The 13,544-nt window shown below is 67.5% G+C and carries 13 protein-coding genes and 1 tRNA gene; 5 read left to right on the top strand and 9 right to left on the bottom strand.

Features of this window, described 5'->3' with window-relative positions:
* Positions 1–126: 126 nt before the first annotated feature.
* The 4 genes from E0E30_RS04170 to ftsY form a co-directional block, all read right to left on the bottom strand.
* On the bottom strand, positions 127–1,311 hold the full coding sequence (locus E0E30_RS04170) for an amidohydrolase family protein (protein ID WP_130865216.1): 1,185 nt from the start codon (positions 1,309–1,311) through the stop codon (positions 127–129).
* Positions 1,308–2,894 (bottom strand): signal recognition particle protein, encoded by a 1,587-nt coding sequence (gene ffh / locus E0E30_RS04165; protein WP_130865215.1) that lies wholly within the window; start codon positions 2,892–2,894, stop codon positions 1,308–1,310. The genes E0E30_RS04170 and ffh overlap by 4 nt, the downstream gene beginning before the upstream one ends.
* A 120-nt stretch (positions 2,895–3,014) precedes the next feature.
* Complete coding sequence (locus E0E30_RS04160) at positions 3,015–4,154, bottom strand: alpha/beta hydrolase (protein WP_245306493.1); 1,140 nt, start codon at positions 4,152–4,154, stop codon at positions 3,015–3,017.
* Positions 4,155–4,205: 51 nt separating this feature from the next.
* Complete coding sequence (gene ftsY / locus E0E30_RS04155) at positions 4,206–5,417, bottom strand: signal recognition particle-docking protein FtsY (RefSeq protein WP_130865213.1); 1,212 nt, start codon at positions 5,415–5,417, stop codon at positions 4,206–4,208.
* Positions 5,418–5,658: 241 nt separating this feature from the next.
* Here ftsY and E0E30_RS13255 point away from each other — a divergent pair, with 241 nt between their 5' ends.
* Both E0E30_RS13255 and E0E30_RS13250 read left to right on the top strand, forming a co-directional pair.
* A complete protein-coding gene (locus tag E0E30_RS13255; protein WP_167853881.1) occupies positions 5,659–5,823 on the top strand; it encodes a hypothetical protein in 165 nt (54 codons plus the stop codon).
* Positions 5,824–5,871: 48 nt separating this feature from the next.
* Positions 5,872–6,984, top strand: a complete 1,113-nt coding sequence (locus E0E30_RS13250) for a hypothetical protein (protein WP_167853880.1) — start codon at positions 5,872–5,874, stop codon at positions 6,982–6,984.
* 66 nt (positions 6,985–7,050) lie between these two features.
* Here E0E30_RS13250 and E0E30_RS04145 read toward each other — a convergent pair whose 3' ends face one another.
* Positions 7,051–7,653, bottom strand: a complete 603-nt coding sequence (locus E0E30_RS04145; RefSeq protein ID WP_245306492.1) for a GtrA family protein — start codon at positions 7,651–7,653, stop codon at positions 7,051–7,053.
* A 232-nt stretch (positions 7,654–7,885) separates the two neighbouring features.
* Here E0E30_RS04145 and E0E30_RS04140 point away from each other — a divergent pair, with 232 nt between their 5' ends.
* From E0E30_RS04140 to E0E30_RS04130, 3 genes are all read left to right on the top strand, one after another.
* Positions 7,886–9,208 carry a hypothetical protein gene (locus tag E0E30_RS04140; RefSeq protein ID WP_130865212.1) on the top strand — a complete coding sequence of 441 codons (1,323 nt, stop codon included), beginning with the start codon at positions 7,886–7,888 and terminating at the stop codon, positions 9,206–9,208.
* Between the two features lie 57 nt (positions 9,209–9,265).
* The gene (locus E0E30_RS04135) at positions 9,266–9,577 is read left to right on the top strand and encodes a hypothetical protein (protein WP_130865211.1); all 312 of its coding nucleotides are present in this window, start codon (positions 9,266–9,268) and stop codon (positions 9,575–9,577) included.
* A gap of 151 nt (positions 9,578–9,728) precedes the next feature.
* Positions 9,729–10,157, top strand: coding sequence for a DUF6176 family protein (locus tag E0E30_RS04130; protein ID WP_130865210.1), 429 nt, complete (start codon positions 9,729–9,731; stop codon positions 10,155–10,157).
* Between the two features lie 83 nt (positions 10,158–10,240).
* Here E0E30_RS04130 and E0E30_RS13735 read toward each other — a convergent pair whose 3' ends face one another.
* The 4 genes from E0E30_RS13735 to E0E30_RS04115 all read right to left on the bottom strand — a co-directional run bounded on the left by E0E30_RS13735 (position 10,241) and on the right by E0E30_RS04115 (position 13,532).
* Complete coding sequence (locus E0E30_RS13735) at positions 10,241–10,372, bottom strand: hypothetical protein (protein ID WP_280953257.1); 132 nt, start codon at positions 10,370–10,372, stop codon at positions 10,241–10,243.
* A gap of 34 nt (positions 10,373–10,406) precedes the next feature.
* A complete protein-coding gene (locus E0E30_RS04125; RefSeq protein WP_130865209.1) occupies positions 10,407–11,714 on the bottom strand; it encodes an ISL3 family transposase in 1,308 nt (435 codons plus the stop codon).
* A gap of 1,141 nt (positions 11,715–12,855) precedes the next feature.
* Positions 12,856–12,928: transfer RNA gene (locus tag E0E30_RS04120), tRNA-Asn, on the bottom strand.
* 73 nt (positions 12,929–13,001) lie between these two features.
* A complete protein-coding gene (locus tag E0E30_RS04115; RefSeq protein ID WP_130865208.1) occupies positions 13,002–13,532 on the bottom strand; it encodes a hypothetical protein in 531 nt (176 codons plus the stop codon).
* Between the last annotated feature and the right edge of the window lie 12 nt (positions 13,533–13,544).

Genomic DNA, 13,544 nt, shown 5'->3' with positions numbered 1-13,544 from the left:
CTCCGGGTGGACCACCCGAACGGCTTGAGAGGGCACCGACCGGGCAGAAGCTCTCGACATTCTGCCACAGGTGGCCGCCGGACGAAAACGACGGGAAATGCCCGGCCACCGCCTGCGGTGGGGTCCTCAACGGTCGACGACGACGCGACCGCGCAGGACGACGTACCGCGGATGGGCCAGGGTCGTCACGTCGACCCGGGGGTCGGCGTCGAGGACGAGGAGGTCCGCCGCGGCGCCCGGCTCCAGGGTGCCGTCGAGAGGCCCCTGACCCGTGAGCCAGCGTCGAGCGAGCCAGGAGGCCGCCCCGAGGGCGAACTCGGCCCCGCCGACCTGGGCGAGGAGTTCGACCTCCGTGGCGATCTGGCCGTGGGCGATGGTGCCGCCGGCGTCGGTGCCCGAGTACACCGGTACTCCCGCGTCGATGGCCTTGGCGACCGTCTCGAGGTGGTGCTCGTGGAGGTGTCGCATGTGGGCGGCATAGACCGGGAACTTGCCGTCGGCTTGGGCGGCGATGTCGGGGAAGGTGCGGATGTTGATGAGGGTGGGGACGAGGGCGACGCCGCGCACCGCCATCTGCGAGATCGTCTCGTCGGTGAGGCCGGTGCCGTGCTCGATGCAGTCGATCCCGGCCTCGACGAGCTGGGCCGGGGCCTCCTCGCTGAAGCAGTGCGCCGTCACCCTGGCCCCCAGTTCGTGGGCCCGGTCGATGGCGGCCTCGGCGACCTCGGCCGGCCACAGCGGGGCGAGGTCTCCTTCGTCCCGGTCGATCCAGTCGCCGACGAGCTTGACCCATCCGTCCCCGGCGCGGGCCTGACGGTCCACCTCGGCCACGAGGTCCTCGGGGTCGACCTCGGCGGCGTAGTTGCGCAGGTACCGCTTGGGCCGGGCGATGTGGCGCCCGGCCCGGATGACCCGGGGCAGGTCGTCCCGCTCGTCGATCCACCGGGTGTCCGAGGGCGATCCGGCGTCGCGGATGAGCAGCGCCCCGACCCTCGACTCGGTCTCGGCCTGCTCCCGCGCCGTCCCGTCGTCGACGGCTCCGTGGGAGTCCAGGCCGATGTGGTTGTGGGCGTCGACGAGACCGGGCATGACCCAGCAGTCGGTGGCCAGGGTGCGCGCCGCGGGAAGGGGTCCCTCGACGAGGACGCCGTCGTGGATCCACAGGTCCTGCTCCTCACCGGAGGGCAGGACGACGGCCCGCAGGTGCAGGTCCTCGACCGGAGCCAGGCGCGACGCCGCCTCCGGGTTGAGGTGCGTGTGCGTGTGCCCGTCGTGGGTGTGGGTGTGGAACAGCGGCGCCGCGTCGTTCACTGCCGTGGCCCCTTGTTGTTCTGCTTGAACATCTGCTCCATGGCCGGCGGCATCCGGAAGTCGGCCATGGCCTTCTGCAGGTCGGCCTCGCTGGGCTGCTGGGCGCCGAGCCCGAAGGCGCTGCCCGGATTCGCCGGACCCTGCGCCTGCTGCTCGGCCCGCTCCTGGGCGGCCCGCTTCGCCGGGTTTCCCGATCCCTTGCGGTTCTTCTTCCTGCTCGCCTGCTTGTTGCCGCGCTTGGCGACCGAACCGACCATGCGGTTGGCTCCCGGTCCCATCATCTGCCCCATCTGCGACATCATCTTGCGGGCGTCGACGAACCGGTTGACGAGGTTGTTGACGTCACGCACCTCGACACCCGAGCCCTTGGCGATGCGGGAGCGGCGCGACCCGTTGAGGATGCCGACGTCGGCCCGCTCGGCCGGCGTCATGGCGAGGATGATCGCCTCGATGCGGTCGATCTCCTTCTCGTCGATGCTGTCGATCTGGTCCTTCATCTGGCCGACGCCCGGCAGCATGCCCATGATCTTCGACATGGGCCCCATCCGGCGCATCTGACGCATGAGACCGAGGAAGTCGTCGAGCCCGAACTCGCCCTTGCCGGCCATGAGCTTGGCGGCGGCAGCCTGGGACTGCTCGGCGTCGAAGGCCTTCTCGGCCTGCTCGATGAGGGTGAGCATGTCGCCCATGTCGAGGATGCGCGAGGCCATCCGGTCGGGGTGGAAGACGTCGAAGTCCTTGAGCCCCTCACCGGAGGAGGCGAACATGATCGGCTTGCCGACGACCCGGGCGATGGACAGGGCCGCACCACCGCGGGCGTCTCCGTCGAGCTTGGTGAGGACGACGCCGTCGAAGCCGACTCCCTCCTGGAAGGCGACGGCGGTGTTGACCGCGTCCTGGCCGATCATGGCGTCGACGACGAAGAGGGTCTCGTCGGGGTTCGTCGCCGTCTTGATGTTCGCGGCCTGGGCCATGAGCTCCTCGTCGACACCGAGGCGTCCTGCGGTGTCGATGATGACGACGTCGTAGAGCTTGCGCCGTGCCTCCTCGATGGACGCCCGAGCCACCTGGATGGGGTCGCCGACGCCGTTGCCCGGCTCGGGGGCGAAGACCGACACCCCGGCGCGGTCACCCACGACCTGCAACTGGGTCACGGCGTTCGGCCGCTGCAGGTCGCAGGCGACGAGCAGCGGGGAGTGACCCTCCTGCTTGAACCAGTGTGCGAGCTTGCCGGCGAGGGTCGTCTTGCCGGCACCCTGGAGGCCGGCGAGCATGATGACGGTCGGCGGCACCTTGGCGAACCGGACCGTGCGGGTGTCACCACCGAGGATCCCGATGAGCTCCTCGTTGACGATCTTGACGATCTGCTGGGTCGGGTTGAGGGCCTTCGACAGCTCCTCCCCCCGGCACCGTTCCTTGACGGCGGCGACGAACTCCTTGACGACGCCGAGGTTGACGTCGGCCTCGAGCAGGGCGATCCGGATCTGCCGCGTCGTCGCGTCGATGTCGGCGTCGGTGAGACGGCCCTTGCCGCGCAGGCCCTTGAAGGTGGTTGCGAGGCGATCCTGCAGGGTGTCGAACACGGATGGGTCCTTCGGTGGAGGTCACGGGTCGGGCAGCGCCGGGAGCGCTCCTCCTAGGCTACCGCCCGGTGCACCCGATCCGGCGCCGGTCACGGCTCCGTCCGGCCAGGGGGCGCACGGTCACAGCCCGTACTGCCCGAGCCAGCGCAGGCACTGGCTGAGGTAGGGGATGTACGTGGCGGTGCCGTGGCCGCCGCTGGGCAGGAGGATGAACTCATACTGCTTGAGGGTGTGGGCATGGTTCCAGAAGTCCTGGCCATCGGCCCACACCTGACCGTTCTCGACGACGGGGTTGGAGGCGTCCCCCCAGGTGGACCGGTCAAGCTTCGACATGACCGACAGGAAGCGCACACGGGAGTCGACCTTGCCGGCCTTGACCCTGGCCAACGGTGAGTTGTCGGCGACGATCCGCGGCGTCACCTTGGCCAGCGTCGCCCCCTCGAAGGTCGGGTGGTAGTAGGGGGCCAGGCCGAATCCCGCCTTGAAATCGTTGGGGTACTTCGAGGTGAGATTCGCGGCGCAGTATCCGCCTGTGCTCCAGCCGGCCACGAACCTCGAGTCACGGGTTCGTCCGACGCGATAGTGCTTCTCGATCCGGTCACGGACCGTCCTCATGATCCAGGACTGGTGATTGATGCCGCCGATGTCGGTGCACTCGGTGTCCTGCCCGGCCCGGATCTTCCCCGGCAGAAAGACGATGACGAAGGGGTTGACCTTCGCCGACTTGACCAGGGTCGACGCCGGTCCGACGAGGGGGATGGACTGGAGGTCGTGGTCACCGGTGTCGTTGACCCCACCGATCCAGTAGAGGACCGGGAAGCGGGTACGCGCCTCGGACTTCTCGAAGTACTGCGGGGGCAACCACACCGGCACGTGGGAATAGGCACGGTCGGTGCCGGGCACCTCGATCCCGGCGAGCATGCCGTCAGGGTGCGGATTGCGTGTGGTGATCGGCACCTTCTTGATGGACGGGCTCGCGATGGCGACGAGGTCGTGGGTCGGGGCGGCGGGTGCTTCCCCGAGGAGTTCCTCCCAGCTCGTGTAGAAGGCATAGGTGTTGTTGACGTGGAGGAACACTGCGACCAGTCCGAGCGCCTGGCAGAGCACGACGACGAGGAAGGTGCCGATTCCTCGTCCGATACGCCGGGGCGTCGACAGGCCACGTCCTCGGATCGCCGCGACGACGCCGACCCCCACCGGCACGAGGACTGCGAGAACCGCCACGGCGAGCGCCAGGCCCGGGCTGAGGATGTCGATCACGAGGACCGATCGTATATCGGGCACTGAACCCTGACTTCCGGATCGCCGGGCTCACTCCCCCATGAGTCCGCGCACGAACCCGTCGGCCTCGAAGGGAGCCAGGTCGTCCGGCCCCTCCCCCAGACCGATGAGCTTGACCGGCACGCCGAGTTCCTTCTGCACCTGGACGACGATGCCACCCTTGGCCGAGCCGTCGAGCTTCGACAGCACGATGCCGGTGACGTCGACGACGTCACCGAAGACCCTGGCCTGGGTGAGGCCGTTCTGGCCCGTGGTGGCGTCGAGGACGAGGAGCACCTCGGAGACGGGGGCGAGCTTCTCGATGACCCGCTTGACCTTTCCGAGTTCATCCATGAGTCCGGCCTTGTTGTGGAGGCGTCCGGCGGTGTCGACGATGACGACGTCGACCCCCTCGTCGATCCCGGCCTGGACGGCCTCATAGCCGACCGACGCAGGATCGGAGCCCGCCTCCTTGCGGATGGTGCGCACGCCCACCCGCTCGCCCCAGGTCTCGAGCTGTTCCCCGGCGGCAGCGCGGAAGGTGTCGGCGGCGCCGAGCAGCACGGTGTGGTCCTCGGCGACGAGCATCCTGGCCAGCTTGCCGCAGGTCGTCGTCTTGCCGGTGCCGTTGACGCCGACCATGAGAACCACCGCCGGCTTGCCCTCCTCGTGGGCGAGATGGAGGGAGCGGTCCATGTCGGGGTTGACGAGCCCGACAAGTTCACGGTGGAGCACCTGACGCGCCTTCGCCGGATCCGCGACGCCGTCGATGGCCAGTTCCGACCGCAGCTTCTCGACGAGCTCCGTGCTGGGCCCGACGCCCAGGTCGGAGGTGATGAGGGTCGTCTCGAAGTCGTCCCAGGTGTCGTCATCGATGTGGTCGGCACTGAGGAGCTGGGCCAGACCCCGGGCCAAGGCGTTGTTGCTGTTGGCCAGACGCCGGCGCAGCCGGGCCAGTCGGGAGGCCGGCGCCTCCGGCGTCTCGAGGGTCGGCGTTGCCTCGGCAGGGGGCGCGACGGTCGGTTCCTCGACCGGGGCCTGGGCCTGCTCCCCCGCCGGCTCTGCTCCGGGCGTCGGCTCAGTGGTGGGCTCGGCCCCCGCACTCGGCGTGGTCCCGGGCTCGACCTCGGGGCTGGGCCCGATCTCCTCGGCCCGTCGGCTCGTGAGCGCGCGACGCCGCTGCACGAGCGCGATGGCCGTCGCGGCCACCGCCGCGGCGATGAGGACTCCGAGGATGATCCAGATGACGAGGTCTGCGTTCACGAGGGCATCCTATCGGCTGACCCCGCCGCCCCAGGGGTCTCGCTCGGACACCAGCAATCAGCTTCTGTGGCCGACCTCACAGGTCATTCACCGATGACGACCAACCATTCACCACAGCGACACCCGCAGGCCACGCCGATGCAGTCTCGGTCGGCTTGAATGGCGATCAGCCGGCTCACAGTCCATCCATGGGTTCGCGGACAGCACCGTCCGCGAACCGGTCCGAGGAAGGTCATCGATCATGACGCGACACGGCACACGACTCCTCGCGGCGGCGGCATCGCTCTGCCTCGCCGCCTCGACGGCGGGCATCGCCCACGCCGAGCCCTCCACATCATCCCTCGACTACACCATCACCAGCCCGTACTCCGCCGTGGACTGGTCCTGGACGCAGTACAAGGCGTGATTCCACAACCACACCACCGAGTCCGACGGTTCGAACACCGCCCGCGAGATGCTCACCACCGCCTACGGGCTCGGGTTCAACGTCTATGCGATGACCGACCACAATGTCGTCAACACCCGGTGGGACCGCACCGACACGGACCATGCCAAGGCCGACCCGAAGTATTACCTCACCTCGGATGAGGTCAAGGCCATGGCCGACGGCCAGGGTCGCAAGGGCGGAGCCGGCATGATCGGCATCCCCTACTCCGACGAACAGTCCCAGTCCGACCATCTCAACACCTTCTGGGCCAACTGGAACAACGCCGCGGGCGACACCCTCGAGACGAAGGTCGCGCATGTCGACGCCATGACCGGCAATCCGGATCCGATCCAGCACATCAACCATCCCGGGCGTTACTACGGTGGCTCGAACACCAAGCTCGGCCCCAACGGTGAGGACCTCGGCGCCCAGGCAGCCAACGATCCGAAGAACGTCGGCCGGTACGTGTCGCTCTTCAAGACCTACCCGAACTCCCTGGTCGGCATGGAGATCGTCAACAAGGTCTCGGACGGCGACTCCTACTCCGATCGGATCCTCTGGGACAACGTCCTGGCCCGGACCCTCCCCGAGCGCAATGTGTGGGGTTTCGCCAATGACGACGCCCACAGCACGGACGCTCTGGGGTACGCCTACAACCAGATGCTCATGCCCGACCTCTCCGAGGGTTCGGTGTACAAGGCCATGAAGTCCGGCACCTTCTACACGACGGCGCTGGTGGCCAAGCGCGAGCTCGGCAAGGACTTCAAGGGAGACCGATCGAAGCCCGGCCCGGTCATCGACCGCATCGCCATCGACCAGGAGGGCGACTCGATGACCATCACCTCACACCACTCGAGCGTCGTCGAGTGGATCTCCAACGGCAAGGTCATCGCCACCGGCGACACGCTGTCCCTCGACGCGCACTCCGCCGACCTGGGCACGTACGTCCGCGCCCAGATCAAGGGGCCGAACGGGATCAGCTTCACCCAGCCCTTCGCCCTGTCTGCCAAGCCGGACGTCGCCGAGCCCGGCAAGGACAAGCCCGGACGTCCTGACAAGCCCGGCAAGGACAAGCCCGCCAAGCCGGGCCAGGACACCGGTCGTCCAGCCCCCGTCGCCCTGCCGAAGACCGGTGAGTGACCAGACACCGACCCGGTGAGCAACGGCCGTCGTCGGTCCCTGTGGGCCGATGACGGCCGTTCCAGGTCAGCGACCGATGACGTGTCCCTCGTCGTCGACGAGTTCGGGCGCCACGGCGGCGGCGACCATGGGCACCTCCTCGGAGTGCTTGACGGCACGGAAGGTCCACAACTTGTTGACGATGTAGTTGATGGGCATCGTCACGACGATGGTGATGATCTGTGCCCAGTACTCCCGCGAGTGCAGACCAGCGGCCTCATGGAAGAAACCGGACGACAGGTACACCGGCGACGTGGGGTTCGTCAGCGCCACCTTGATGAACATGCCGGCGACGGCTGCGACCGAACCGACGAGGAAGAACGGCCAGAACTCGGCCCACCAGGAGCGGCGGTGCTCCCGCTTGAAGGTCCAGGACCGGTTGAGTTGGAAGTTCGTGAAGTTCGCGACGACGAATGCCACCAGCCAGGTGAGGGAGGTGTAGCGGAAGTTCCACTGTGTGCCGAAGAGGTTGAACAGGACGTCCTGGGCGTTCCTCGTCCCACCGTGGGCCTTGTTCATGATGACGTCGACCGCCATGTTGACGAGGACTCCGGAGCCCCCGACGATGCCGAACTTGATGAACTCCCCCAGGTTCCGGCGTAGGTCATGGGCGGTGCGTACAGCGGTCACCCGGCACATACTACGGCTGCGGCGGGACGACGCCGTCACCCTCGCCTGACGAACGCGAACTCCGTGAGGCCGCACTGCGCGGGCGTGATGCCTGCGGCCCCTCGCATCAACAACGCACACATGACTGCTCATGAGCCATACCGTCTCACCTGTGCGACATCGTCTCGATCCTGGCAGCGTGGGATCCGGGCTTCGCCGGTTTCTGTCACAGCCCTTCGGCATCATGGTGGCCATGGACGAAGACCAGGCGCCGCTCCAGTTCGTCGAGACCGAGAATGGGTACCTCGTCGTCGGGTCCGCGCCCGACCTCGCGCGGCTCGACGAGGTGGACGGCCTGGAGACCTCACCGGTCGATCTGCCAGGTGTCCATCCGAGGGCCCTCGGCGAGGTGGCCACGGCGGTGTCCACGACCTCAGGCATCGCTGCCGTCGTCGAGTCCTACGGAGACGTTCGCTGGCTCAAGCTCACCGAGGAATCGTCGGAGTTCCTCCGACACCACGGCATCTCCTCGGTGACGTCCGGGGTCGTGCGAGGCCGCGACCTGGCGGCAGGGTCGGGGACGCAGATCGCCAAGCACCTCACCTTCGAATCCGTGACTCTGGCGAACCCCATGGCCCTGGCACAACTGTCGAACCTCGCCCTGCAGATGTCCATCAGGCAGTCCTTCGACCGCATGGAGGACTATCTGCAGGACATCGACGCCAAGGTCGATTGGCTCATCCAGGACCGGAAGGACGAGGAGGTCGCGCGCGCCCGCGGCATCCGCGACTCCATCGACGAGGCGGCAGAACTCTGGCGGTCCACGGGGCGGGTCGACGACACGACGTGGTCGAAGGTATCCGGCAACTCACGAGAGCTTCGGACGCTGCAGCACCACGCGCTGGCCGCCTTGCAATCGGCGGCCCACCGAATCGAGGCGACGACGCACAAGAGCCTCGCGAGACGAGCACTGGCCGTCAAAGCTGAGCGAGACAACATCGCGGAATGTCTACGCAGCCTGGCGGACTCCATGAGATCGCAGGACCAGATGCGCATTCTCGAGCTCGCCCACCTCGAGCACTCGACCCCGGCCGAGCTGACCGCTCACCAGCAAGGTCTCATGGCGAACCGGCGCACGCAGTTCAGGGAGATCACCTCGCACGTTGCGCAGACCAGACGCGACCTTCTCGGGTTCTCCTCGATGAGGGACATCGACCGTGTCTCCCACCCGCGATCCGCTGCCACGATCATCGAAGCCGTCAAGGCCGTCCACGCGGAGTTCTCGGCGTTCGCCACGTCCACCGGCATCGATCTCGGCGACGTCGCCGCCCTGGACGACAAGACCTGGGCGCGTGCGATGAAAGACCTGGCCAACGGCGCCATCGACACCGTGACATCCACCGCCTCAGGCGGTGCCCGGACCGTCTCATCGGCCCTGGGAGCCGTCCAGCACCGCGGCGCCAGGACCTCTCATGCCGTCGCGGGACACGCCCGGGGAGCCCTCGACCGCATCCGGCATCGTGACGACACCCCCGAGCTCGCGGCCGAGGACCCCGGCGACGCGCCGCACGACTGAGACCGCGGGCACGCCCACTCCGAGCCCCTCCCTACGCCAACCCCCGAAGGAACGCCGATGACCGCCTCGTCCACCCCCGACCGGCGACACTCGCTGTCGCCGGCGATGTCGATCCTCCGTCGCGGCTGGCTGCCGGGTCTTCTCGAGTTCAACCGACTGCTCCCCTCCTTCTACCGAGTCGTGTTCCGCGGAGCTGGCCTTCGCTCCGGGATCCTCCACCGCCTGGGGAGCTCCCCTGCGACGGCGACCGAGCTCGCTCACGATCTCGGCATGGCGGCGTCCATGGTGGACGGTCTGGAATCCTGGCTCGACCTGGGTGTCCAGCTGCGCGACCTTCGGCGCGACGGGGACGGCCTCTGCGGCCGGTGATCATCGGCGCTGATCCATCACCGCTTGGCCATGTCAACCCACCGAGCCCCTCGGTGACGACGAAAGCCCTGGATCCACCGTGCGCACGCTCAGCGGCAGACGTGCGCGGCGGTACGGTGGCGACATGAGTGAGAGCCCGCAGCCTTGTCCGATGCCGCCCTCAGTGCCTTCGGGCATGCGACTCGAACTGTCTCGTGCGAGGGTGCTACCTGGCGCCGAGGACCTGGCCCGTGAGTGGATGGACATGCTCAATCGGCGTCAGGACGAGTGCGTCAAGACCCTCTCCATCGAACGGTGCGCATTCGAGTCCTGGTTCCTGCACACCGAATCCGATGGCGTGACCTGGATCTACTGGTTCGGCCTCACGGGTGAGGGTGGAGAGCCGATCGACGTCGAGTCCCGGCTCGATCACGACCACATGGACTACATGCGGCGGGTCAAGGAACCAGGCTGGGAGGAGATGCAGCCCATGTTCATGCTCACGCCCGACCACATCCGTGCCGCACTCGAGACGTGGGGCACCACCGGGATGGCTCACCCGACCCCGACTCACCACCGTCCGCACCGCACGTCAAGCTGACCTGGCGTCCCTCACAGTGAGGGACCACCCGTGTCGGAGAAGCGCCGACCCGGGCCTCAACAAGCGTCGGCGACGTAGCGCATTCACGTGGGCTGAAGACCCAGGGCGTCGTACCGCTGGCGCTGCGCTACACCGGAGAGCCCGTAACGGTCCTCATCGGCGGAGGCCCCGTAGACGTCACGGAACTCGATGAGCTGGGTCCAGGCGATCTCCAACCGTGCCGTGGCGTCGCCGTCGTAAAGGGGCTCTTCAGGATCCAGGGTGTAGTCGGGGTCTGAATCCTCCGGTCTCCAGGAGTGATCTGGTGATGTAGTGGGTGAGGTTGCGGAATCCCAGGGCGATGCCGCGGAGGTGTTCGAGTCTGCCGTTGATGGCTTCACTGGGCCCGTTCGAGGTCCCGGGGTGGTCGAAGTAGGCCAGGATGTCGTCGGCCCGCTTCTTCAGGGTGTGGCCCAGAGTGGTGACTTCGGGCAGGGCCTTCGGGACTTTGGTGGCGATCGCGTCGATGAGGTGGGCCATGATGCGTCTGCCCTCGGCACGGTTCTCGGCGCGGTAGGCGGCCACGATCTCCTGGTAGACCGCCCAGGTGACCTGGACCGGGGCGTGGGCGTCGGCGGCGAACACCTGTTCCAGGCGGGCGGCCTGCCGGTCGGTGAGCAGGTCCCGGCCCGTGTGCAGGGTCAGCCTGACCCCGAACAGGGGGTCGCCCGCCCGGCCCCGATGGCCCGTGGTGTCCTGCTGGACGCGTTGGCGGGTGACATCGAGCTGGTCGCCGGCGAGCTGCACGACGTGAAACGGATCCACGACCTCGACCGCGGCCGGGAGTTCTTCGGCGGCTGCGGTCTTGAAGCCGGTGAACCCGTCCATCGCCACGATCTGGATGCGGTCGCGCCAGGCCTGGTCGCGGCCGGCCAGCCAGGTCTTGAACACCTTCTTGGAACGTCCCGCCACCATGTCGAGCAGCCGGGCGGCCCCGGTGCCGTCGCGAAGCGGTGTCAGGTCGATGATCACGGTGACGTACTTGTCACCACGGCTGGTGTGGCGCCACACGTGCTCGTCGACCCCGATGACCTCCACGCCCTCGAAGCGGTGCGGGTCGTCGATGAGCCGGCGGGTGCCCTCGGCCAGCACCGCATCGTTGGCGGTGGTCCAGTCCACCCCCAGACCAGCGGCGATACGGGAGACCGGCAGGTGATCGAGCACCAGGCCCTCCAGTGCCCAGGCCAGCCCTCCCCGCGACAGTTTCGCCCTGGCCTGGGCGGCCTGGTCGGTGTTCTGGCGCCACACGTGTCCGCAGCCGGTGCACCGGTACCGGCGTACCCGGATCCGGAGGATCGTGGGCCGGTGGCCCATCGGGGTATGGGCCAGCCGGCGGATCACCGTGTCACGAGGGACCCCCTGGCATCCGCACCAGTGGCACCAGTCGTCGGGGGCGACGACCCGGCAGGCCAGGACCGTCTCCTCGTCACTGATCAGCTGGCCGGTGACCTCCAGACCGAGTTCGTCGAGACGGGCGAATGTGGTCAGGTCGGGGGCGCTGAAGGTAGCGTGGTTCATGGAGGACCTTGCGATTCACGAGGACGGGACTTAAGACACTCCGATCCTCGCGCAGGGTCCTCCCCCCACGCACCCCGGCCCCACAGGCCAACTACAGCAGACTCTCACACAGTCAAGTCACAACTACACCCTGGATCCTGAAGAGCCCGTCAACTGCATCCGCTCACCCTCAACGCCGCCCGCACTTCGAGATGAATCAACAAAGCACTCCACGCGGGAATCCTGAATGAGTCAATGCCATTCATCAACCTCGAGGAGAGCGTTGGTAGGCTTGACATGGATGGCCGAGTTGTCGGGGGGGTTCAATGAGCGCTGTACGACGTGTCGCTGCGCGGGTTGCTCCTTGGTCGCTCTCTGAGGACTACCCGGAGCCGCTACTGGCCGCGATTCACTTCGCAGTCCAGGATCGAGTGGTCTTGGATCGCGCCGATCGTGATGCAATCGTCGATCGGGTTCTGACCCGGGACGCGGAATTGCTGGACCCTGAGTCTCCCTACTGCCCATCCCCCGACTTCGCCGATGACTTCGATGCTTTCCGAAGGCTCCCCGTCAGATAAGTCTCGATTCGCGCGCCCAACCCCGTAGGTGAACCTGCGGGGTTTTCTCATGCCCGAGGAGTGCCCAGATGCCCGTCTTCGCGAAGAACATCAGGTTCAATGACGGCGAGCAGCCAACCATCGACGGCGTCGAGTTCCCGTGGCGGCTCTCCGACGAGGGCGTTCACCTCGACTTCGAGCCGGGCATGTCGACCCTGTGTCTGCCCGTGCTCGTCAAGGTCCCACTGACCGTGTTCACCACACACTCCATAGGAGGAATCCCATGCCCGAACAGCAGACCCAGTCCGAGCCCGTCCAGGCCAAGTCCGGCACCGCCCGCCAGCCGTGGACGGCTTGAACGCCAGCGGCGTCGACGGATGCATGACATGGCCACACAAGGCCACCGTCACCCCGCCGGACTCGGACACCCCACCTGGCAGGCCATCAGGGGTCGTACGGGCAGGAGCTGAACTCGTCATCATCGGACCGTTCCCTTCGTCGGGAACCACCTGGCAGGGCCGCTACACGGGTCGAAATCCGCTACCAATCCGCTACCGCTCGGACCGGCACCTACCGTCACCCCTTGTCAGGGGCCACTTTCCTTGCTCCCCCGACTGGACTCGAACCAGTAACCCTCTGATTAACAGTCAGATGCTCTGCCAATTGAGCTACAGGGGATCAGCGCCTGAGCGCGAGATGAAACTATAGTCACCGCTGCCTCGGGAGTGCAAACTCGACTCCCGGGCCGGCCTCAACTCGCCTCCCACTGGGCCTTGAGCGTCGCGGAGCGTTCCAGCACGAGACGTTCGGTCTGCGGGTCGGTGAGGTCGGCGTCCCCCAGGGCGACCACCGTCCAGAGGATCGACGGATCCTCGCGCCCCAGCCTGCCGGCTCGACGTCGTCCGGCCACGACCGCCCGGCCACCTGGCACCCCGACCGAGTCCTGACAGACGATCGACGCGGTGACCCGCTCGTCGAACACCTCCGGCAGGCGTCCCGGATCCTCGAGGACGACGTCGACCCGGCTGTGGTCGAGCAGCGTCCACCACAGCGTCGACTCCTCCTTGCGCCACCCGCCGCGGATCACCTCGTGCCAGGCGACCGCCCCGGCCGCCCCGTCCTCGGGTACGACGACCAGACCGTCCTCGGTGGCGACGGCCGTCACCGGGCGATCGGTCCGACCACGTCCCCAGGCCAGTGCCCGGACCCCGGGGTGCTCGAGCACGTCGCGCACCACCGTCATGACCTCATCGCCGGGCCCCCGGCGTCGCAACAGTCCCATGGCTCCATTCTG

This window comes from Acidipropionibacterium timonense (assembly GCF_900605005.1).
Classification (GTDB): domain Bacteria; phylum Actinomycetota; class Actinomycetes; order Propionibacteriales; family Propionibacteriaceae; genus Cutibacterium; species Cutibacterium timonense.
This window is presented reverse-complemented; position numbering and strand designations above follow the sequence as displayed.